The sequence below is a fragment of the Pseudomonas sp. S5D5 genome, assembly GCF_003013355.1.
GTDB classification, from domain to species: domain Bacteria; phylum Pseudomonadota; class Gammaproteobacteria; order Pseudomonadales; family Pseudomonadaceae; genus Aquipseudomonas; species Aquipseudomonas aylmerensis.
The window spans coordinates 135,515-156,009 of sequence record NZ_PTEO01000001.1 but is presented as its reverse complement, the minus strand read 5'-3'; the positions used below and the strand labels follow the sequence as shown (position 1 = coordinate 156,009).

The window sequence follows — 20,495 nt, the reverse complement described above, 5'->3', positions numbered from 1 at the left end:
GATCGTTGTTTAAGGCAGCGCGGCCACGACGGACAGCTCGACCAGGATTTGCGGCTCGCACAGCTTCGCCTCAACCGTGGCACGGGCCGGAGCGACGCCTTTGGGCAGCCACTTGTCCCATACCGCATTCATGCCGGCGAAATCGGCGTCGATGTCCTTCAGGTAAATCGTCACCGACAGCAGCTTGGTCTTGTCGGTACCGGCCAGGTCGAGCAGCCGCTCGATATTGGCCAGGGTTTCACGGGTCTGCTGTTCAATCCCGGCATTCATGTCGTCGCCGACTTGCCCGGCCAGATACACGGTACCGCTGTGAACGACGATCTGGCTCATGCGCTCATTGGTGAGCTGGCGCTGGATTGACATGTTTTGCGGACTCCTGGTGGTTGCCATAACGGGAAATATCGAGACCTTCGGCGCTGATTTGCGGCGTTTTCTTCGCCATCAAATCAGCCAGCAAACGACCGGAACCACAGGCCATGGTCCAGCCGAGGGTGCCGTGGCCGGTATTCAGGAACAGGTTCTTGAACGGGGTGGCACCGACAATCGGCGTGCCGTCGGGGGTGGTCGGGCGCAGGCCGGTCCAGAATGTGGCTTCGGTCAAATTGCCGCCCTGAGGATAAAGGTCGTTGACGATCATCTCCAGGGTTTCGCGCCGACGCGGGTTAAGCGACAGGTCAAAACCGGCTATTTCAGCCATGCCGCCGACGCGGATGCGGTTGTCGAAACGGGTGATCGCGACCTTGTAGGTCTCGTCGAGAATGGTCGAAGTCGGGGCCATTGCCGGATTGGTGATCGGCACGGTCAGCGAGTAACCCTTGAGCGGGTACACCGGGGCCTTGATCCCCAACGGCTTGAGCAACTTCGGCGAGTAGCTGCCCAGCGCCAGCACGTAGCGGTCGGCCGTTTCCAGCTTGCCGTCGATCCAGACGCCGTTGATGCGGTCGCCGGCGTAGTCGAGGCGCTGGATGTCCTGTTCAAAACGGAACTCCACACCCAACTGCTTGCACATGTCGGCCAGGCGCGTCGTGAACATCTGGCAGTCGCCAGTCTGGTCGTTCGGCAGGCGCAGGGCACCGGCGAGGATATCGGTGACGCTGGCCAGGGCGGGCTCAACGCGGGCAATGCCGGCGCGATCGAGCAGTTCGAACGGAACGCCAGACTCCTTGAGGACCGCGATGTCCTTGGCAGCCCCATCCAACTGGGCCTGGGTGCGGAACAGCTGGGTAGTCCCCAGGCTGCGGCCTTCGTAGGCAATGCCGGTCTCGGCGCGCAATTCGTCGAGGCAATCGCGGCTGTACTCGGACAGGCGGACCATGCGCTCTTTGTTCACCGCATAACGGCTGGCGGTGCAATTGCGCAGCATCTGCGCCATCCACAGGTATTGATCGATATCGGCGGTGGCCTTGATGGCCAGGGGCGCGTGGCGCTGCAGCAGCCACTTGATGGCCTTGAGCGGCACGCCCGGTGCGGCCCATGGCGACGCATAACCTGGGGACACCTGGCCGGCGTTGGCGAAACTGGTCTCCATGGCCGCGGCGGGCTGGCGGTCGACGACAACCACCTCGAAACCGGCCCGAGCCAAATAGTAGGCACTGGTCACACCAATGACGCCGCTACCCAAGACCAGAACGCGCATTTTTATATCCTCATCACGGGCTTAGCCGCTGACGTGTGTTATTCGAGCAATGATGGGCGCAGTATAAAAAGCAATCGCCAGTGCATTTCACTATATAAATGCCTATATTTGGCGACAATTCTCGGCAAAAACCCTTTTCACAGAGGCGTATCCCCTATGCGTACCAACACCCAGACCAAGCGGGAGCTGGACAAGATCGACCGCAATATCCTGCGCATCCTGCAGACCGATGGGCGTATTTCGTTCACGGAGCTGGGAGAAAAGGTCGGGCTGTCGACCACGCCGTGCACCGAGCGGGTTCGTCGGCTGGAGCGTGAAGGGATCATCATGGGCTACAACGCACGACTCAATCCGCAGCATTTGAAGGGGAGTTTGCTGGTATTTGTCGAGATCAGCCTGGATTACAAGTCCGGCGATACCTTTGAAGAGTTCCGCCGCGCCGTGCTGAAACTGCCCCACGTGCTGGAATGCCACCTGGTGTCAGGCGACTTCGACTACCTGGTAAAGGCGCGGATTTCCGAGATGGCCTCGTACCGCAAATTGCTCGGCGATATCCTGCTCAAGCTGCCCCACGTGCGGGAGTCTAAGAGCTATATCGTGATGGAAGAGGTGAAAGAGAGCCTGAACCTGCCGATCCCGGACTGACCTCACAGCGCAGATCACTGTACGCGCCGGCTTGTCGGCGATGGCGATTCTAGCGTCAATATCTTCATCGCCAGGCCTGCGTCTACCGCTTGATCGGGTTACACCAGCACCTGCCGGGTGCTCGCCATGTATTCGTGGATCTGCTTCTCGACCCGCGGGTGAATCAGCTCCACCGGCCGCCGCCCATTCGGGCATGGCAAGGTCTTCGTCGTGCCGAACAGGCGACAGATCAGCGGGCGCTCGTCATACACGGTGCAGCCATTGGGGCCCAGGTGCACACAGTTCAGCTCATCCATGGCCGCGTCCTGCTCGGCGGCGGTCTTGCGTGGCAGGCGCGACATTTCCTCGGGCGAAGTCGTCACCGGCCCACAGCAATCATGGCAACCGGGGACACACTCGAACGAAGGAATCTGTCGACGCAGCGCGCTGATTTTCTGACTGTTGCAACTCATCGAAACACGTACCGAACGGCGAATAGGCGTGGATTCTGACGCAAAACGCCCTGCGCAGACAGCTTCGTCCGACCGCTGTATCCTGCGTCAAATTTTCCAAACAGGGATGCTCCCGATGACTGCCAGCGCCCGGCACACCAATTCCTACTACGCCGCCAGCAGCGTGCCGCAGCCCGATTACCCGGTGTTGACGGGTGATGTGCGCGCCGATGTGTGCGTGGTCGGCGGTGGTTTCTCCGGGCTCAACACCGCCCTGGAGCTGGCCGAGCGCGGCTTCAGCGTGGTGTTGCTGGAAGCGCGCAAGATCGCCTGGGGCGCCAGTGGGCGCAATGGCGGCCAGCTGATTCGCGGCGTCGGCCACGGCCTGGAGCAATTCACCCCGATCATCGGCAGCGACGGCGTGCGCCAGATAAAGCTGATGGGCCTGGAAGCCGTGGAAATCGTGCGTGAACGCGTCGAGCGCTACCAGATCCCCTGCGACCTGACCTGGGGCTACTGCGACTTGGCCAACAAACCCCGGGACCTGCAAGGCCTTGCCGAAGACGCCGAAGAACTGCGCAGCCTGGGCTATCGCCACGAGGTGCGCCTGCTGCAAGCCGGCGAAATGGGCAGTGTGATCGGCTCCGAACGCTACGTGGGCGGCATGATCGACATGGGCTCCGGCCATCTGCACCCGTTGAACCTGGCGCTGGGTGAAGCCGCCGCCGCGCAGCAATTGGGCGTGAAGCTGTTCGAGCAGTCCGAAGTCACGCGGATCGACTACGGCCCTGAAGTCAACGTTCACACCGCCCACGGCAATGTACGCGCCAAGACCCTGGTACTGGCCTGCAATGCCTACCTCAATGGCCTCAACCCCCACTTGAGCGGCAAAGTGTTGCCCGCCGGCAGCTACATCATCGCCACCGAGCCGTTGAGCGAAGCCCAGGCCGCCGAGCTGTTGCCACAGAACATGGCGGTGTGTGACCAACGCGTGACGGTGGATTACTTCCGCCTGTCCGCCGACCGTCGCCTGCTGTTCGGCGGTGCCTGCCACTATTCCGGACGCGATCCCAACGATATCGGCGCCTATATGCGACCGAAGATGTTGCAAGTGTTCCCCCAGCTGGCCGAGGCGAACATCGATTACCAGTGGGGCGGCATGATCGGTATCGGCGCCAACCGCCTGCCGCAGATCGGCCGGCTCGCCGATCAACCCAATGTGTATTACGCCCAGGCCTACGCGGGCCACGGCCTCAACGCCACGCACCTGGCGGGCAAGCTATTGGCCGAGGCCATCAGCGGCCAGCAACAGGCGCGTTTCGATCTGTTCGCCCAGGTGCCGCACATCACCTTCCCCGGCGGCAAGCACTTGCGCTCGCCGCTGCTGGCGCTGGGCATGCTCTGGCATCGCTTCAAAGAGCTGCTCTGATCAATCCCGCCAGAACGGTTTCAACCCTTCCTGGCGCGCCTGTTCAGCAGACAATCCGACATCCCGCAATTGCTCGCGGGTCAGGTGCAGCAAGGCCTTGCGCGTGTGGCGGCGGTGCCAGAACAGACTCCAGCGATTGATATCGCGCGGCGCCGTCGCCCGCTCCTGCCCTGCCTGCAATTCCTGACTGTGTAACATCAGTCGCACATCGCTCATGCCGTTCATTGTCTTGCCCCTCAATTGCCTGTTGCCATTGAGTGACTAGAATGGGTGAGCGGGCAAAACCATTACAGATTCAACCAACTTTTATTAAATCCATACAGACACTGCCTATGCGCGGCTGAATCCTGTATTTTCCCCGTATCTGTACTGGTCTCCCGGGAGCGACCGCCATGACGCTTTACATCAATCTCGCCGAATTGCTGGGCACGCGCATCGAGCAAGGCTTCTATCGCCCCGGTGATCGACTGCCCTCCGTGCGGGCCTTGAGCGTCGAACATGGAGTCAGCCTGAGCACCGTGCAGCAGGCGTATCGGATGCTCGAAGACAACGGCCTGGCCATGCCCAAGCCCAAGTCCGGCTACTTTGTACCGGTCAGCCGTGAGCTGCCGGCCTTGCCCGAGATCGGTCGCCCAGCCCAACGGCCGGTGGAGATTTCCCAGTGGGACCAGGTGCTCGAGCTGATTCGCGCAGTACCGCGCAAAGATGTCATACAGATGGGTCGCGGCTTGCCGGATGTATTGTCGCCCACCCTGAAGCCACTGCTGCGCAGCCTTGCACGCGTCAGCCGGCGCCAGGATCTGCCAGGCCTGTATTACGACAACATCCTTGGCTGTATGGAGCTGCGCGCGCAGATTGCGCGGCTGTCATTGGACTCCGGCTGCCAACTCACCGCCGAAGACATCGTGATCACCACCGGCTGCCATGAAGCGCTGTCGGCCAGCATCCACGCGATCTGCGAGCCGGGCGACATCGTCGCAGTGGACTCGCCGAGCTTTCACGGCGCCATGCAGACCCTCAAGGGCCTGGGCATGAAAGCCCTGGAAATCCCCACCGACCCGCTCACCGGGATCAGCCTCGAAGCCCTGGAACTGGCGCTGGAGCAGTGGCCGATCAAGGTCATCCAACTGACCCCCAACTGCAACAACCCGCTCGGCTACATCATGCCCGAGGCGCGCAAACGGGCGTTGCTGACCCTGGCCCAGCGTTTCGACGTGGCCATCATCGAAGACGATGTGTATGGCGAACTGGCCTACAGCTACCCGCGCCCGCGCACCATCAAATCCTTCGACGAAGACGGCCGCGTGCTGCTGTGCAGCTCGTTCTCGAAAACCCTCGCGCCGGGCCTGCGCATTGGCTGGGTCGCGCCGGGACGCTACCTCGAGCGGGTGCTGCACATGAAATACATCAGCACCGGCTCCACCGCCACCCAGCCGCAGATTGCGATTGCAGAGTTTCTCAAGGGCGGCCATTTCGAACCGCATTTGCGGCGGATGCGCACCCAATACCAGCGCAATCGCGACTTGATGCTTGATTGGGTCAGTCGTTATTTCCCGGCGGGTACCCGCGCCAGCCGCCCGCAAGGCAGCTTCATGCTGTGGGTCGAGCTGCCGGAAGGCTTCGATACGTTGAAGCTCAACCGCGTCCTGATGGAACAAGGCGTACAGGTGGCGGTAGGCAGTATCTTTTCTGCGTCCGGCAAGTACCGCAATTGCCTGCGCATGAACTACGCTGCCAAGCCAACCCCGCAGATCGAAGAAGCGGTACGCAAAGTCGGTGCCGCCGCAATCAAGATGCTTGCCGAGGTTGCAGACTGACCTTTCACCGAAAATAGCCGTCATATACCCACAACCGCCCTGACCTGGAAGCAGTGCCCTTGATGATTCGACGGCTTTTACCGTTTTTACTGCTGGGCGCCTTGACGCTGGGCGGCTGCGCAACCATCGATTCCCCGCGCATCCCCAGCGATGCCCTGCCCGCTGCGCAGTCTTCCTTTGGCCGCTCGATCCAGGCCCAGGCGGCGCCCTATCAAGGTCGCTCCGGCTTTCGCCTGCTGCCCAACAGCAGCGAAGCGTTCATGGCCCGCGCCGAGCTGATCCGCAATGCCCAGACCAGCCTCGACCTGCAGTACTACATTGTCCACGACGGCATCAGCACGCGGATGCTCGTGGATGAACTGCTCAAGGCCGCCGACCGTGGCGTACGCGTGCGCATCCTGCTCGACGACACCACCAGCGACGGCCTCGACCAGATCATTGCCACCCTCGCCGCTCATCCCAAGATCGAGATCCGCCTGTTCAACCCCCTGCACCTGGGGCGCAGCACCGGTGTGACGCGGGCCATGGGGCGGCTGTTCAACCTGTCGCTGCAACACCGGCGCATGCACAACAAACTGTGGCTGGCAGATAACAGCGTGGCCATCGTTGGCGGGCGCAACCTGGGCGATGAGTATTTCGATGCCGAGCCCAACCTGAACTTCACCGACATCGACATGCTCAGCGTCGGGCCGGTGGCCGAGCAACTCGGCCACAGCTTCGACCAGTACTGGAACAGCGCGCTGAGCAAGCCCATCGACGACTTTGTCGCCAACACGCCGTCCAAAGGCGACCTGGCCGCTGCCCGTGTACGCCTGCAAGACTCCCTGGCCGAGTCGCGCCAGCAGAATCACGCGCTGTACAACCGCTTGCGCACCTACCAGACCCAACCGCGCATGGACACCTGGCGCCGCGAGCTGATCTGGGCCTGGAACCAGGCGCTGTGGGACGCACCGAGCAAGGTATTGGCCAAGGCCGATCCGGACCCGCGATTGCTGCTCACCACACAGCTGGCGCCGGAGTTGGAGGGCGTCAATCACGAGCTGATGATGATTTCGGCGTACTTCGTGCCGGGGCAACCGGGCCTGGTGTACCTGACCGGGCGCGCCGACGCCGGCGTGTCGGTGAGCCTGCTCACCAACTCCCTGGAAGCCACCGACGTGCCCGCCGTGCATGGCGGCTACGCGCCCTACCGCAAGGCGCTGCTGGAGCATGGGGTGAAACTCTATGAATTGCGCCGCCAACCGGGCGACCCGAGCGCAGGCAGTGGGCCGCACCTGTTCCGACGCGGCACCTTTCGCGGCTCGGACTCCAGCCTGCACAGCAAGGCGATGATCTTCGATCGCGAGAAGTCGTTTATCGGCTCGTTCAATTTCGACCCGCGCTCAGTGCTGTGGAACACCGAAGTCGGCGTGCTGGTCGACAGCCCCGAACTGGCGGAGCACGTGCGCAACCTGGCGCTGCAAGGCATGGCCCCAGCCTTGAGCTATGAGGCGAAACTGCAGGACGGCAACGTGGTGTGGGTGACCGAAGATAACGGCCAGTTACACACAATCACCGAAGAACCCGGCAGTTGGTGGCGTCGCTTCAATGCCTGGTTCGCCACCTCGGTGGGGCTGGAACGCATGCTCTAAAACGACACAGATCAACTGTGGTCGCTGGCAAGCCAGCGCCTACGGTGAATGCATTTCAAGTCAGGCCGGTTGTGCGGCGCCGAATGCGCCTTGACGCAGCAACAGCACGACCAGGCCCAGCGAGCCCGCCGCCATCAGCAACGGCAGTGCATGCCCGCTGATCCACTGGCTGCCGGCACCGGCCACCAGAGGGCCGATCAGGCATCCGATCCCCCACAATTGCGCCACGTGGGCATTGGCGCGCACCAGCGCGTCATCGCGGTAGCGCTCGCCGATCAGAATCAGCGACAGCGTGAACAACCCACCGGCACTCGCCCCGAACAGCACCCACACCGGCCAGATCAGCGGCGTGTGCATCAACAGCGGAACCGCCAGGCTCGAAACCAGCAACAGCAGCGCACAACCCAGGAACAGCGTGCGCCGTGGCAGGTAATCGGCCAACGCGCCGATGGGCAACTGCAGCAACGCATCGCCGACCACCACCGTGCTGACCATTGCCAGGGCAATCTCGGCAGTGAAGCCCTGCTGCAGGCAATACACCGGCAGCAGGGTGAGAATCATCGCCTCGAAGGCGGCGAACAGTGCCACCGCCCAGGCAATCGCCGGCAGGCTCAGGCAGAAGCGCCACAGGTCGCCGAAGGTCACGCTGAACGACTCGGCGGTCGGCGCGCCGGAGCGCCCCAGCAACAACAACGGCGCGACCATCAACAAGCCGACGCCGACCCAGAAACCGTAGTCATGGTCTGTGCCAATCAGGCCCAGCAGCAACGGCCCCGACAGTTGGCTCAAGGCATAACTGCAGCCATACAGGGCCACCAGGCGACCGCGCCACTGCTCCACCACCAACTGGTTGATCCAGCTTTCACCGAGAATGAACACGATGGTTAGGATCACCCCGATCATCAGGCGCAGCACCAGCCACACCGGATAGCTGGGCAGTATCGCCAGCAAGCCGATAGACACCGCGCCGGCCCACAGGCACAGGCGCATCAGGTTGGCGGTGCCCAGCCACGCGGCCAACCGGCTGGAGACTTTCGCACCCAGCAGCACGCCGAAGGCCGGCATCGCCGCCATCACGCCGATGGCAAAACTGCCATAACCCCAGCCCTCCAGGCGCAGCGATACCAACGGCATGCTCACGCCCAGCGCCAGGCCGACGCTGAGCACCGAGGCCAGCACGGCGAAGTAAGTCGCCCAACGCATGTCCACGCTCCTGTGGATAATTTTCGAGTTCACACAAAGCAGCGTGGGAGCGGGCTTATGTGGGAGCCGGGCTCGCCCGCGATGCAGGCACCTCGGTTTTTCAGTTGCACCGAGGTGATGCTATCGCCGGCAAGCCAGCGCCTACACAAGCCGGCTCCCACATTTGGCCGGCGGTGTTGCCTACAGGCTTACAGCTTGATCCAGGTCGCCTTCAGCTCGGTGTACTTGTCGAACGCGTGCAGCGACTTGTCGCGACCATTGCCCGACTGCTTGAAGCCACCAAATGGCGCAGTCATGTCGCCGCCATCGTACTGGTTGACCCACACGCTACCGGCGCGCAGCGCTTTGGCAGTCAGGTGCGCCTTGGAGATATCCGCCGTCCACACCGCTGCGGCCAGGCCGTATTGGGTGTCGTTGGCGATGGCGATCGCCTCTTCAGCGCTGTCGAAGGTGATCACCGAGAGCACCGGGCCGAAAATTTCTTCCTGGGCGATCTTCATGGCGTTGGTCACACCGTCGAAAATCGTCGGTTCGACGTAGGTGCCGCCGGTTTCTTCCAGGGTGCGCTTGCCGCCCGCCACCAGCTTGGCGCCGTCAGCATGGCCGGCTTCGATGTACGAGAGCACGGTGTTCATCTGCTGGGTGTCCACCAATGCGCCGACGTTGGTCGCCGGGTCCAGCGGATTGCCCGGCTTCCAGCCTTTGAGGGCCTCGATCACCAGTGGCAGGAATTTATCCTTGATGGAGCGCTCGACGAGCAGGCGCGAACCCGCGGTGCAGACTTCGCCCTGGTTGAAGGCGATCGCCCCGGCGGCGGATTCGGCGGCGGCTTGCAGGTCCGGCGCATCGGCAAACACGATGTTCGGGCTCTTGCCACCGGCTTCCAGCCACACGCGCTTCATGTTCGACTCGCCGGAGCGGATCAACAGCTGCTTGGCGATCTTGGTGGAACCGGTGAACACCAGGGTGTCGACGTCCATGTGCAGCGCCAGCGCGTTGCCCACGGTATGGCCGTAGCCCGGCAGCACGTTGAAAACGCCTTTCGGGATACCGGCTTCAACGGCCAGGGCGGCGATGCGAATGGCGGTCAGCGGGGATTTTTCGGACGGCTTGAGGATGACCGAGTTACCGGTGGACAGCGCCGGGCCGAGTTTCCAGCAGGCCATCATCAGCGGGAAGTTCCACGGCACGATGGCACCGACCACGCCCACTGGCTCGCGGGTCACCAGGCCCAGTTGATCGTGCGGGGTGGCGGCGACTTCGTCGTAGATCTTGTCGATCGCCTCGCCGCTCCAGCTCAGCGCGTTGGCAGCGCCGGGCACGTCGATGCCGAGGGAGTCACTGATGGGCTTGCCCATGTCGAGGGTTTCGAGCAGCGCCAGCTCTTCGGCATTGTCCTTGAGCAGCGCGGCGAAACGGATCATCGCGGCTTTGCGCTTGGCCGGCGCAAGGCGCGACCACACACCGGAATTGAAGGTGGCGCGGGCATTTTCTACCGCACGCTGGGCGTCGGCGACGTCACAGCTGGCAACGGTGGCCAGCAGGCGGCCATCGACCGGGCTGATGCATTCGAAGGTGTCGCCGGAAGCGGCGGCGGTGTATTCGCCGTTGATGTAGGCGCGACCTTCGATCTTCAGATCCTTGGCGCGTTGTTCCCAGTCGGCACGGGTCAGGGTGGTCATGCGAGTGTCCTCCTCTTATTGAATACAAGGGCCAGGTGATGTCCCCCGGCAGCCTCAAAGAATTCTTGCCCGGCCAGCCTGCTGTTCGGCTCAAGGCGGCTACCACCCTAAACCAGCGGCTGGGGATGTTTCAATATATTTGACATAACGCCGGTAAACGCCCTTGCGATGTTCATTTTAATAAACATAGACTTTGGGCTCTCCAACCGCAGGCCAGACGGGACACGCACATGAGCATCCAGGACATCGTCGACTTCAGCCAGGCCAATACCGCCCCAGACCGCTACCGCCCCGCCGCGGAAAAAATCCTCAAGGGCGACCCCGAACAAACGATCTACAACCACTACAACAGCCCGTGCGGCCAGATGAGTGCCGGGGTTTGGGAAGGTGACGTCGGACAATGGAAGGTCAACTACACCGAGCACGAGTACTGCGAGATCGTGCAGGGTGTTTCCGTGTTGCGCGATGCCGAGGGCAACGCCAAGACCTTGCGCGCCGGCGACCGATTCGTGATCCCCGCCGGCTTCAGCGGCACTTGGGAAGTGCTGGAGCCGTGCCGCAAGATCTACGTGGTGTTCGAGCAGAAAGCCTGATCCGGCAAATCCGAGGCAAAAAAAAAGCCCGTATCGTGAGATACGGGCTTTTTCACAAGGAGGAAAATCAATTACTTGATTTTGCCTTCTTTGTAGATCACGTGCTTGCGAACGCGCGGGTCGAACATTTTCTTTTCGAGCTTGTCCGGGGTAGTACGCTTGTTCTTGTCGGTAGTGTAGAAGTGACCAGTACCGGCGCTAGAGATCATTCGAATCAATTCACGCATGATAGAGCTCCTTAGATCTTGCCAGCGGCGCGGATTTCGGCCAGCACGACAGTAATGCCACGCTTGTCGATGATGCGCATGCCTTTGGCGGATACGCGCAGGCGTACAAAACGTTTCTCTTCTTCAACCCAGAAGCGGTGATGCTGCAGGTTCGGCAGGAAACGACGACGGGTTTTGTTATTTGCGTGGGAAATGTTATTCCCAGTCACCGGACCCTTACCGGTAACTTGACAGACTCTCGACATGCCTCAGCCCTCTAAAACCACATGCCCAACCCGGCATGGGTTGGCCGCTTAATCTCTCAGTCATTTGGCGCCAGGCGCCGCGTTTCTTTAGGGTCTTACCGGCTACACCTACAAGCGAAGGAACCGGGCCCCTAGAAAAGAGCGCTGCTTTATACCAGAAAGACCCCAGTGCAACAACAGCCCGTGTGTTTTTCCCGGCGTAAATCTCGGCGACAGACGCCCGAACCGTTGCCAGGAGGGGCCGCTGCAACAGCCGACCGCTCGTCGCACAGAATGATTTACAGCGGCATTGCGCGCGGCAAAGCGCACGACGAAACGCGCTGAGGCGCCATCAAAACAGCATTTGAGGCAAAAGCACAGGCAAAAATGGGCTAGTCATTTATCCGGCAGACCACTACGGTAGGACTTTTCCAGACTGCACTCGCAGATGGGCCTTCGATCTGCAAAGGAAACCGAACATGCGCCTCGCTGCCCTACCGCTATTGCTAGCCCCTCTATTTATCGCGCCGCTGGCTTCTGCCGCCAGCAACCTGAGCGTCTGCACCGAGGCCAGCCCCGAAGGGTTCGATGTGGTGCAATACAACTCGTTGACCACCACCAACGCCTCGGCCGACGTGCTGATGAACCGCCTGGTGGACTACGACGCCGCCAGCGGCAAACTGGTGCCCAGCCTGGCGGACAGCTGGGAAGTCTCGCCAGACGGCCTGACCTACACGTTCAAGCTGCACCCGGAGGTGAAATTCCATCGCACCGACTACTTCACCCCAAGCCGCACACTGACCGCCGAAGACGTGCGTTTCAGCTTCGAGCGCATGCTCGACCCGGCCAACCCATGGCACCAGATCGCCCAGAGCGGTTTCCCGCATGCGCAGTCCCTGCAATTGCCCACGCTGGTGAAGAAGATCGACGCCCTCGACCCGCTGACCGTGCGCTTTACCCTGGACCACGCCGACTCCACCTTCCTCGCTGCCCTGAGCATGGGCTTTGCCTCTATCTACCCGGCCGAATACGCCGACAAACTGCTCAAGGCCGGCACCCCGGAAAAACTCAACAGCCAGCCAATCGGTACCGGCCCGTTTATCTTCAGCCGTTTCCAGAAAGACGCCGTGGTGCGCTACAAGGCCAACCCGGACTACTTCGCCGGCAAACCGGCTGTGGATAACTTGATCTTCGCCATTACCCCTGACGCCAACGTGCGCCTGCAGAAATTGCATCGCGATGAATGCCAGATCGCCCTGTCGCCCAAGCCCCTGGATGTCGGCAAGGCCGAGAAGGATCCCGCACTCAAGGTAGAAAAGACTGCCGCCTTCATGACCGCCTTCGTCGCCATCAACAGCCAGCACCCACCGCTGGACAAGCCCGAAGTGCGCCAGGCGATCAACCTGGCCTTCGACAAGGCCAGCTACCTCAAGGCCGTGTTTGAAGGCACCGCCGAAGCCGCCAACGGCCCCTACCCGCCCAACACCTGGAGCTACGCCAAGGATCTGCCGGGTTATCCACAGGACCTCGCCAAGGCCAAGGCACTGCTGGATCGCGCCGGCCTCAAGGACGGCTTCAAGACCACGATCTGGACACGCCCCACCGGCAGCCTGCTGAACCCCAACCCTAACCTCGGCGCGCAATTGCTGCAGGCTGACCTGGCTAAGGTCGGCATCCAGGCCGAGATTCGCGTGATCGAATGGGGCGAACTGATTCGCCGCGCCAAGGCCGGCGAGCACGACCTGCTGTTCATGGGCTGGGCCGGCGACAACGGCGACCCGGATAACTTCCTGACCCCGCAGTTCTCGTGCGCGGCGGTAAAATCCGGCACCAACTTCGCCCGCTACTGCGACCCGGCGCTGGACAAGCTGATCAGCGCCGGCAAGACCACCAACGAGCAAGGCGTGCGCAGCAAGCTGTATCAGCAGGCCCAGGCACAGATCCAGCAGCAGGCACTGTGGCTACCACTGGCACACCCGACGGCATTTGCCCTGGCGCGCAAGAACGTCGAGGGATACCAGGTGAGCCCGTTCGGGCGCCAGGATTTCTCCAAGGTCAGCGTGAAACCTTGACCATCCTCTTGTAGAAGCCGAGTTGCCGACGATGGCGTCCGTTAAATCCCTGGTGATTTTGCGGATGTCATCACCAGCACGCCGGCTCCTGCTGAAAGCACTTACATCCATCCATATTCGGCCATCGACAGTGGGTCACCATCGCCCACGATGATGTGATCCAGCACCCGCACATCCACCACTTCCAGGGCTTTTTGCAGCAGCTTGGTCAATTTTCGATCAGCCGCGCTGGGTTCCACGCTCCCCGATGGATGGTTGTGGCACAAGATCAAGGCCGCAGCGTTGTACGCCAGGGCGCGCTTCACCACCTGCCGGGGATAAACGGTCGCGGCGTCGATAGTGCCCTGGGACAGCGCCTCGAAACCCAGCACCCGGTGCTTTGAATCCAGGAACAGGCAGCCGAAGATCTCGTGGGGCTCATGACGCAACAGGGCCTTGAGGTAATCGCGCACCGCCACCGGATTTTCCAGCACCGAGTCGCTGCGCAGCCGCTCGGCCAGATGCCGTCGGGACATTTCCAGCACAGCCTGCAATTGCGCAAACTTCGCCGGGCCGAGGCCCAGATGCTGACTGAACAGCGTCTGGCTGGCTTCCAGCAGCGGGCGCAGGCCGCCAAATTGCGCCAACAGATGGCGCGCCAGGTCCACTGCACTCCTGCCGGAAACCCCGGTCCGCAGGAAGATTGCCAGCAACTCGGCGTCGGACAGACTCGCCGCCCCCCACTCCAGAAGTTTCTCCCGCGGCCGTTCTGCCAATGGCCAATCGCGAATACTCATCTCACCTCCCTCTCCCTGTGCGCCACATGTACGCCGCTGTTGCACGGCAGGCGCTGTGTTATCGTAGGCCCTCTTTTTTGCATGCGATTTCACCTGGGGAGGGGGCATCGCACGCGTCACTGAACTGGCATCACTGAACTGGAAAGGCAAACCAATGCAGCGTCTGTATCGGAAACGCATCGTTCTCGGCGTCGGCGGCGGCATTGCCGCCTACAAGAGCGCAGAGCTGGTCCGCCGGCTCCTGGACCAGGGCGCCGAAGTGCGCGTGGTCATGACCCGCGGCGGCAGTGAGTTCATCACTCCGCTGACCATGCAGGCCTTGTCCGGGCACCCGGTTCACTTGGACCTGCTGGACCCGGCGGCCGAAGCTGCCATGGGCCATATCGAGCTGGCCAAATGGGCCGACCTGGTATTGATCGCCCCGGCCACTGCCGACCTGATCGCCCGCCTGGCCCAGGGCATCGCCGATGACCTGCTGACCACCCTGGTACTGGCCACCGACGCCACCGTCGCCATCGCCCCGGCCATGAACCAGGCCATGTGGCGCGACCCGGCCACCCAAGCCAATACTCAACTCCTGCAAAGCCGTGGCCTCAAGGTGTTCGGCCCGGCCTCCGGCAGCCAGGCCTGCGGCGACGTCGGCATGGGCCGCATGCTCGAAGCCACTGACCTGGCGCTGTGCGCCGCCGAGTGCTTCCAGCACCTGGCCCTGACCGGCAAGCACGTGTTGATCACCGCCGGCCCGACCCAGGAAAACATCGACCCGGTGCGCTACATCACTAACCATAGCTCAGGAAAAATGGGCTTCGCACTGGCCGAAGCCGCGGTCGAGGCAGGCGCACGCGTCACCCTGATCACCGGCCCGGTGCATTTGCCGACCCCCGATCGCGTCACGCGAATCGACGTAGTCAGCGCGCGGGACATGCTGGCGGCCTGCGAGGCGGCCATTCCCTGTGATTTGTTTATCGCTTCCGCTGCGGTTGCAGACTACCGCCCGGAAGTCGTCGCCCCGCAAAAGCTCAAGAAAGACCCTACGAGCGGCGACGGCCTGCTCCTGCAAATGGTGCGTAACCCGGACATCCTGGCCACCATCGCCACGCGTGCGGACCGTCCGTTCAGCGTCGGCTTTGCCGCCGAGACCGAGCACCTGCTGGACTACGCCGCACGCAAACTGAAAGACAAAAACCTCGACCTGATCGTTGCCAATGATGTCGCCAACCCGAGCATCGGCTTCAACAGCGAGGAAAATGCCATCAGCGTGATCGACCGCGAGTTGCACGCCACCGTTTTCGCCCAGACCAGCAAGGGCAAGATTGCCCGCCAACTGATCTCTTTTATCGCCCAACGGCTGAACCAGGTTTAATTTCCATGCACGCTTTGCAAGCCAAGATCCTCGACCCACGCATCGGCACCGATTTCCCACTGCCGGCCTACGCCACCCCGGGCTCCGCCGGCCTGGACCTGCGCGCCATGCTCAAGGAAGACACCGTCCTCGAGCCGGGCCAGACCATTCTGATTCCCACCGGCCTGTCGATCTACGTCGGCGACCCAGGCCTGGCGGCGCTGATCCTGCCGCGTTCCGGCCTGGGCCACAAACACGGGATCGTGCTGGGTAACCTGGTCGGCCTGATCGACTCCGACTACCAGGGCGAGCTGATGGTGTCGTGCTGGAACCGTGGCCAGACTGCGTTCAACATCGCGGTCGGCGAGCGCATTGCCCAACTGGTGCTGGTGCCCGTGGTGCAGGCGCATTTCGAACTGGTTGAGCAATTCGATGAAACACAACGTGGCGCAGGGGGGTTTGGGCATTCCGGCAGTCACTGACTAAGCTGATTCTGGCCGGGCGTCACTGCCCGGCTCGACGCCCACCGCAAGGCTTTTCAGGACGAAGAATGCGCGGATTTAATCATCAAGATTTCCCTTTTGAAATCAATGTATTACGGCACATAACAGTCGAATCGCAAGCGCCGATGGCATTTTTGCACCACGAACTCTCTGCCGAAAACACCGTCATACCCTTCAGTTTGAGCCTGCCGGTCCGCCACTTTAAGGCCAGCCTTGCCCCCTTCAGATGGAGTTTCCCCCCGCGATGAGTACCGCAGCCCGAGTAGCCCCGACATTCCCCGACAGCATCTTTCGCGCCTATGACATCCGTGGCGTAGTGCCCAAGACCCTGACCGCCGAAACCGCCTACTGGATCGGCCGCGCCATCGGCTCCCAGAGCCTGGCCCAGGGTGAGCCCAATGTTTCGGTCGGCCGTGACGGTCGCCTGTCCGGCCCGGAGCTGGTGGAGCAACTGATCCAGGGCCTGGCCGACAGCGGCTGCCATGTCAGCGACGTCGGCCTGGTGCCCACGCCTGCGCTGTACTACGCCGCCAACGTGCTGGCCGGCAAGTCCGGCGTGATGCTGACCGGCAGCCATAACCCGTCTGACTACAACGGTTTCAAAATCGTCATCGCGGGCGACACCCTCGCCAACGAACAGATCCAGGCCCTGCATCAGCGCCTGAAGACCAACGACCTGACCAGCGGCAAAGGCAGCATCACCCGGGTCGACATCCTCCAGCGCTACTCCGATGAAATCACCCGCGACGTCAAACTCGCGCGCCGCCTGAAAGTCGTGGTGGACTGCGGCAACGGTGCAGCCGGCGTGATCGCCCCGCAACTGCTCGAAGCCCTGAACTGCGAAGTGATCCCGCTGTTCTGCGATGTCGACGGCCACTTCCCCAACCACCACCCGGACCCCGGCAAGCCTGAAAACCTGGTCGACCTGATCGCCAAGGTCAAGGAAACCGGCGCCGACGTCGGCCTGGCCTTCGACGGCGACGGCGACCGCGTAGGCGTGGTGACCGAAACCGGCGAAATCGTGTTCCCGGACCGCCTGCTGATGCTCTTCGCCCGTGACGTGGTGGCGCGCAATCCCAACGCCGAGATCATTTTCGACGTCAAGTGCACCCGCCGTCTCACCCCGCTGATCAAGGAATATGGCGGCCGCCCGCTAATGTGGAAGACCGGTCATTCGTTGATCAAAAAGAAAATGAAGGAAACCGGCGCCCTGTTGGCCGGCGAAATGAGCGGTCACGTATTCTTCAAGGAACGCTGGTTCGGCTTTGACGACGGCATTTACAGTGCTGCGCGCCTGCTGGAGATCCTCAGCAAGGAAAAATCCACCGCGCAAGGGCTGTTTGAGACCTTCCCGAACGATATTTCTACGCCAGAGATCAATATCCATGTGACCGAGGAGAGCAAATTCAGCATCATTGACGCACTGCACGATGCGCAATGGGGTGAAGGCGCCAACCTGACCACCATTGATGGTGTGCGAGTCGATTACGCCAAAGGCTGGGGCCTGGTGCGCGCATCCAACACCACACCGGTGCTGGTGTTGCGCTTCGAGGCGGATACCGAGGCTGAGTTGCAGCGCATCAAGGACGTGTTCCACGCCCAGTTGAAACGTGTTGCCCCTGATCTCCAATTACCGTTCTGATTTTTTACCGGAGCCCTGAATGACCCTCGAACGCGAAGCCGCTGCCAATACTGCCAAGGTCCTGTCCGAAGCGTTGCCTTACATCCGACGCTATGTCGGCAAGACGCTGGTGATCAAGTACGGCGGCAATGCCATGGAAAGCGACGAGCTGAAAACCGGCTTTGCCCGCGACATCGTGTTGATGAAAGCCGTGGGGATCAACCCGGTAGTGGTCCACGGCGGCGGCCCGCAAATCGGCGACCTGCTCAAGCGCTTGTCGATCGAGAGTCACTTCATCGATGGCATGCGTGTCACTGACGCGCAGACCATGGACGTGGTGGAGATGGTCCTCGGTGGCCAGGTCAACAAGGACATCGTCAACCTGATCAACCGCCACGGCGGCAGCGCCATCGGCCTGACCGGCAAGGACGCGGAGCTGATCCGCGCGAAAAAACTGACGGTGACCCGCCAGACGCCGGAAATGACACAGCCGGAAATCATCGACATCGGCCAAGTGGGCGAAGTGATCGGCATCAACACCGACCTGCTGAACCTGCTGGTCAAGGGCGACTTCATTCCGGTGATCGCACCGATCGGTGTGGGCGCCAATGGCGAGTCCTACAACATCAACGCCGACCTGGTAGCCGGTAAAGTGGCAGAGGCACTCAAGGCTGAAAAGCTGATGCTGCTGACCAACATCGCCGGCCTGCTGGATAAGGAAGGCAAGGTATTGACCGGCCTGACCACCCAACAGGTCGACGACCTGATCGCTGACGGCACCATCTACGGCGGCATGCTGCCGAAGATCCGCTGCGCACTGGAAGCGGTGCAAGGCGGCGTGGGCAGCTCGTTGATCATCGATGGCCGGGTTCCGAACGCGGTACTGCTGGAAATCTTCACCGATACCGGCATGGGCACGCTGATCAGTAACCGCAAGCGTCCTTAAGCAAAAACAAAAAAGCCCCGCTCAATCGAATTGAGCGGGGCTTTTTTATGCGTGCGATCGCGATCCAACTGCTAAATGCATCCCCCTGTGGGAGCGGGCTTGCTCGCGAAAGCGTCGGGTCAGTTAGCACATGTGTCACTGACAGACCGCTTTCGCGAGCAAGCCCGCTCCCACACAAGCCGGTTCCTACAGGTCCGGTATCAGACGCCGTATTGCTCGCGGTACGCACGTACAGCCGGCAGATGCTGCTTGAGCTGTGGATCATCTTCCAGGAACTGCAGCACCTGGTTCAGCGACACGATGCTGACCACGGGAATGCCGAAATCACGTTCCACTTCCTGGATTGCCGACAACTCACCGTTGCCGCGTTCCTGGCGGTTCAGCGCGATCAGCACACCCGCGGCCTTGGCGCCGTCCTGGGAAGCAATGATCTGCATCACTTCACGGATCGCGGTACCGGCGGTGATCACGTCGTCGATAATCAGCACGTCGCCTTTGAGCGCAGCCCCGACGAGGCTGCCGCCTTCGCCATGAGCCTTGGCTTCTTTGCGATTGAAGCACCACGGCAGATCCAGCTCATGATGTTCAGCCAACGCCACGGCGGTCGCGGCCGCCAGGGGAATGCCCTTATAGGCCGGGCCAAACAGCACGTCGAAGGAAATGCCGCTGTCAACGATGGCTGCCGCGTAGAAACGACCCAGCTGAGCCAGGGCCGAACCCGAGTTGAACAAGCCCGCATTGAAGAAGTATGGACTGGTGCGCCCGGACTTCAGGGTGAACTCACCGAAGCGCAAAACCCCGCGATCGATGGCAAAACGAATGAAATCGCGTTGATACGCCTGCATGAAAAAAGCCTCAGATACCACGGATTTAGCTAATTAGGTAGACGGCGTGTATCATACACGCACGCGATTTTTGGGGCCATTTATGCGGATCATCAGTGTGAACGTTAATGGTATTCAGGCTGCAGTCGAGCGTGGTTTGCTCAGTTGGCTGCAAGCCCAGAATGCCGACGTCATCTGCCTGCAGGATACCCGCGCCTCCGCCTTTGAACTGGACGACCCAGCCTTCCAACTGGATGGCTACTTCCTTTATGCCTGCGATGCCGAAGTGCCCACCCAAGGTGGCGTGGCTTTGTATTCGCGGTTGCAACCCAAGGCGGTCATCAGCGGCCTCGGCTTCGAGACAGCCGACCGCTACGGGCGCTACCTGCAAGCCGATTTCGACAAGGTCAGCATCGCGACCTTGCTGCTTCCTTCGGGGCAGAACGGCGATGAAGACTTGAACCAGAAGTTCAAGCTAATGGACGATTTCGCCCGTTACCTGGATAAACAGCGACGCAAACGTCGCGAGTACATTTATTGTGGCTCGCTGTACGTGGCGCAACAGAAGCTGGATATCAAGAACTGGCGCGACAGCCAGCAATCCCCGGGTTTCCTGGCGCCGGAACGGGCCTGGATGGACGAGATTGTCGGCAACATGGGCTATGTGGATGCCCTGCGCGAAGTCAGTCGCGAAGGCGACCAGTACAGCTGGTGGCCGGACAACGAACAGGCGGAGATGCTCAACCTGGGTTGGCGTTTCGACTACCAGTTGCTGACTCCGGGCCTGCGTCGGTTCGTGCGCAGTGCACGCTTGCCGCGCCAGCCGCGCTTCTCACAGCACGCGCCACTGATCGTGGACTACGACTGGACACTGACCATCTGAGGTCTTTTCC

General features: G+C 61.6%; 20 protein-coding genes and 1 pseudogene. 11 read left to right on the top strand and 10 right to left on the bottom strand.

Annotation, left to right across the window (positions count from 1 at the left end; translation table 11 throughout):
* Nucleotides 1-9: 9 nt before the first annotated feature.
* Nucleotides 10-363 (bottom strand): RidA family protein, encoded by a 354-nt coding sequence (locus tag C9990_RS00700; RefSeq protein ID WP_034110260.1) that lies wholly within the window; start codon nt 361-363, stop codon nt 10-12.
* On the bottom strand, nt 335-1,636 hold the full coding sequence (dadA, locus tag C9990_RS00695) for a D-amino acid dehydrogenase (protein WP_106802300.1): 1,302 nt from the start codon (nt 1,634-1,636) through the stop codon (nt 335-337). Before dadA ends, C9990_RS00700 begins: the two co-directional genes overlap by 29 nt.
* Nucleotides 1,637-1,792: 156 nt before the next feature.
* Between dadA and C9990_RS00690 the strand changes: the two genes are divergently transcribed.
* The gene (locus C9990_RS00690; RefSeq protein WP_003176896.1) at nt 1,793-2,281 is read left to right on the top strand and encodes an Lrp/AsnC ligand binding domain-containing protein; all 489 of its coding nucleotides are present in this window, start codon (nt 1,793-1,795) and stop codon (nt 2,279-2,281) included.
* 98 nt (nt 2,282-2,379) lie between these two features.
* Here the strand turns inward: C9990_RS00690 and C9990_RS00685 are convergent, their stop codons facing one another.
* Entirely contained in the window at nt 2,380-2,733 is a 354-nt protein-coding gene (locus C9990_RS00685) for a YkgJ family cysteine cluster protein (protein WP_016975913.1), read from the bottom strand.
* 115 nt (nt 2,734-2,848) lie between these two features.
* Between C9990_RS00685 and C9990_RS00680 the strand changes: the two genes are divergently transcribed.
* Nucleotides 2,849-4,141 carry an FAD-binding oxidoreductase gene (locus C9990_RS00680; RefSeq protein ID WP_106802299.1) on the top strand — a complete coding sequence of 431 codons (1,293 nt, stop codon included), beginning with the start codon at nt 2,849-2,851 and terminating at the stop codon, nt 4,139-4,141.
* Here the strand turns inward: C9990_RS00680 and C9990_RS00675 are convergent, their stop codons facing one another.
* Nucleotides 4,142-4,366, bottom strand: a complete 225-nt coding sequence (locus C9990_RS00675; RefSeq protein WP_106802298.1) for a DUF1127 domain-containing protein — start codon at nt 4,364-4,366, stop codon at nt 4,142-4,144.
* A gap of 167 nt (nt 4,367-4,533) precedes the next feature.
* Between C9990_RS00675 and C9990_RS00670 the strand changes: the two genes are divergently transcribed.
* The gene (locus C9990_RS00670; RefSeq protein WP_106802297.1) at nt 4,534-5,958 is read left to right on the top strand and encodes a PLP-dependent aminotransferase family protein; all 1,425 of its coding nucleotides are present in this window, start codon (nt 4,534-4,536) and stop codon (nt 5,956-5,958) included.
* Between the two features lie 62 nt (nt 5,959-6,020).
* Complete coding sequence (locus C9990_RS00665; RefSeq protein WP_106802296.1) at nt 6,021-7,589, top strand: phospholipase D family protein; 1,569 nt, start codon at nt 6,021-6,023, stop codon at nt 7,587-7,589.
* Nucleotides 7,590-7,649: 60 nt separating this feature from the next.
* Here the strand turns inward: C9990_RS00665 and C9990_RS00660 are convergent, their stop codons facing one another.
* Both C9990_RS00660 and C9990_RS00655 read right to left on the bottom strand, forming a co-directional pair.
* Entirely contained in the window at nt 7,650-8,792 is a 1,143-nt protein-coding gene (locus C9990_RS00660; protein ID WP_106802295.1) for an MFS transporter, read from the bottom strand.
* Nucleotides 8,793-8,980: 188 nt separating this feature from the next.
* Complete coding sequence (locus tag C9990_RS00655) at nt 8,981-10,474, bottom strand: aldehyde dehydrogenase (RefSeq protein ID WP_065902478.1); 1,494 nt, start codon at nt 10,472-10,474, stop codon at nt 8,981-8,983.
* 230 nt (nt 10,475-10,704) lie between these two features.
* Between C9990_RS00655 and C9990_RS00650 the strand changes: the two genes are divergently transcribed.
* Nucleotides 10,705-11,067, top strand: a complete 363-nt coding sequence (locus C9990_RS00650) for a cupin domain-containing protein (RefSeq protein WP_106802294.1) — start codon at nt 10,705-10,707, stop codon at nt 11,065-11,067.
* A 71-nt stretch (nt 11,068-11,138) separates the two neighbouring features.
* Here C9990_RS00650 and rpmG read toward each other — a convergent pair whose 3' ends face one another.
* Nucleotides 11,139-11,294 (bottom strand): 50S ribosomal protein L33, encoded by a 156-nt coding sequence (gene rpmG / locus C9990_RS00645; RefSeq protein WP_003176906.1) that lies wholly within the window; start codon nt 11,292-11,294, stop codon nt 11,139-11,141.
* 11 nt (nt 11,295-11,305) lie between these two features.
* On the bottom strand, nt 11,306-11,539 hold the full coding sequence (gene rpmB, locus C9990_RS00640; RefSeq protein WP_003176907.1) for a 50S ribosomal protein L28: 234 nt from the start codon (nt 11,537-11,539) through the stop codon (nt 11,306-11,308).
* Nucleotides 11,540-11,997: 458 nt separating this feature from the next.
* Between rpmB and C9990_RS00635 the strand changes: the two genes are divergently transcribed.
* Complete coding sequence (locus C9990_RS00635; RefSeq protein ID WP_106802293.1) at nt 11,998-13,590, top strand: ABC transporter substrate-binding protein; 1,593 nt, start codon at nt 11,998-12,000, stop codon at nt 13,588-13,590.
* Between the two features lie 101 nt (nt 13,591-13,691).
* On the opposite strand, the gene radC is transcribed toward C9990_RS00635, so the two are convergent.
* Nucleotides 13,692-14,366: a DNA repair protein RadC gene (gene radC, locus C9990_RS00630; protein ID WP_065902483.1), complete on the bottom strand. Its 675-nt coding sequence runs from the start codon at nt 14,364-14,366 to the stop codon at nt 13,692-13,694.
* Between the two features lie 154 nt (nt 14,367-14,520).
* Between radC and coaBC the strand changes: the two genes are divergently transcribed.
* The 4 genes and pseudogenes from coaBC (at nt 14,521) to argB (ending at nt 18,778) form a co-directional block, all read left to right on the top strand.
* On the top strand, nt 14,521-15,729 hold the full coding sequence (gene coaBC, locus C9990_RS00625) for a bifunctional phosphopantothenoylcysteine decarboxylase/phosphopantothenate--cysteine ligase CoaBC (protein WP_010207499.1): 1,209 nt from the start codon (nt 14,521-14,523) through the stop codon (nt 15,727-15,729).
* 5 nt (nt 15,730-15,734) lie between these two features.
* A complete protein-coding gene (gene dut, locus C9990_RS00620) occupies nt 15,735-16,190 on the top strand; it encodes a dUTP diphosphatase (RefSeq protein ID WP_065902484.1) in 456 nt (151 codons plus the stop codon).
* 241 nt (nt 16,191-16,431) lie between these two features.
* A pseudogene (locus tag C9990_RS00610) lies at nt 16,432-17,853 on the top strand (phosphomannomutase/phosphoglucomutase); the annotation flags it as partial.
* 19 nt (nt 17,854-17,872) lie between these two features.
* The gene (gene argB / locus C9990_RS00605; protein WP_065902486.1) at nt 17,873-18,778 is read left to right on the top strand and encodes an acetylglutamate kinase; all 906 of its coding nucleotides are present in this window, start codon (nt 17,873-17,875) and stop codon (nt 18,776-18,778) included.
* 200 nt (nt 18,779-18,978) lie between these two features.
* Here argB and pyrE read toward each other — a convergent pair whose 3' ends face one another.
* Nucleotides 18,979-19,623: an orotate phosphoribosyltransferase gene (gene pyrE / locus C9990_RS00595; RefSeq protein WP_106802290.1), complete on the bottom strand. Its 645-nt coding sequence runs from the start codon at nt 19,621-19,623 to the stop codon at nt 18,979-18,981.
* Between the two features lie 82 nt (nt 19,624-19,705).
* Here pyrE and C9990_RS00590 point away from each other — a divergent pair, with 82 nt between their 5' ends.
* Nucleotides 19,706-20,485, top strand: a complete 780-nt coding sequence (locus C9990_RS00590) for an exodeoxyribonuclease III (protein ID WP_003195493.1) — start codon at nt 19,706-19,708, stop codon at nt 20,483-20,485.
* The last annotated feature ends 10 nt before the right edge of the window (nt 20,486-20,495 follow it).

Coding starts and splice junctions, on each gene's coding strand:
- C9990_RS00700 (WP_034110260.1), bottom strand. CDS start 363: ATGTCAATCCAGCGCCAGCTCACCAATGAGCGCATGAGCCAGATCGTC.
- dadA (WP_106802300.1), bottom strand. CDS start 1,636: ATGCGCGTTCTGGTCTTGGGTAGCGGCGTCATTGGTGTGACCAGTGCC.
- C9990_RS00690 (WP_003176896.1), top strand. CDS start 1,793: ATGCGTACCAACACCCAGACCAAGCGGGAGCTGGACAAGATCGACCGC.
- C9990_RS00685 (WP_016975913.1), bottom strand. CDS start 2,733: ATGAGTTGCAACAGTCAGAAAATCAGCGCGCTGCGTCGACAGATTCCT.
- C9990_RS00680 (WP_106802299.1), top strand. CDS start 2,849: ATGACTGCCAGCGCCCGGCACACCAATTCCTACTACGCCGCCAGCAGC.
- C9990_RS00675 (WP_106802298.1), bottom strand. CDS start 4,366: ATGAACGGCATGAGCGATGTGCGACTGATGTTACACAGTCAGGAATTG.
- C9990_RS00670 (WP_106802297.1), top strand. CDS start 4,534: ATGACGCTTTACATCAATCTCGCCGAATTGCTGGGCACGCGCATCGAG.
- C9990_RS00665 (WP_106802296.1), top strand. CDS start 6,021: ATGATTCGACGGCTTTTACCGTTTTTACTGCTGGGCGCCTTGACGCTG.
- C9990_RS00660 (WP_106802295.1), bottom strand. CDS start 8,792: ATGCGTTGGGCGACTTACTTCGCCGTGCTGGCCTCGGTGCTCAGCGTC.
- C9990_RS00655 (WP_065902478.1), bottom strand. CDS start 10,474: ATGACCACCCTGACCCGTGCCGACTGGGAACAACGCGCCAAGGATCTG.
- C9990_RS00650 (WP_106802294.1), top strand. CDS start 10,705: ATGAGCATCCAGGACATCGTCGACTTCAGCCAGGCCAATACCGCCCCA.
- rpmG (WP_003176906.1), bottom strand. CDS start 11,294: ATGCGTGAATTGATTCGAATGATCTCTAGCGCCGGTACTGGTCACTTC.
- rpmB (WP_003176907.1), bottom strand. CDS start 11,539: ATGTCGAGAGTCTGTCAAGTTACCGGTAAGGGTCCGGTGACTGGGAAT.
- C9990_RS00635 (WP_106802293.1), top strand. CDS start 11,998: ATGCGCCTCGCTGCCCTACCGCTATTGCTAGCCCCTCTATTTATCGCG.
- radC (WP_065902483.1), bottom strand. CDS start 14,366: ATGAGTATTCGCGATTGGCCATTGGCAGAACGGCCGCGGGAGAAACTT.
- coaBC (WP_010207499.1), top strand. CDS start 14,521: ATGCAGCGTCTGTATCGGAAACGCATCGTTCTCGGCGTCGGCGGCGGC.
- dut (WP_065902484.1), top strand. CDS start 15,735: ATGCACGCTTTGCAAGCCAAGATCCTCGACCCACGCATCGGCACCGAT.
- argB (WP_065902486.1), top strand. CDS start 17,873: ATGACCCTCGAACGCGAAGCCGCTGCCAATACTGCCAAGGTCCTGTCC.
- pyrE (WP_106802290.1), bottom strand. CDS start 19,623: ATGCAGGCGTATCAACGCGATTTCATTCGTTTTGCCATCGATCGCGGG.
- C9990_RS00590 (WP_003195493.1), top strand. CDS start 19,706: ATGCGGATCATCAGTGTGAACGTTAATGGTATTCAGGCTGCAGTCGAG.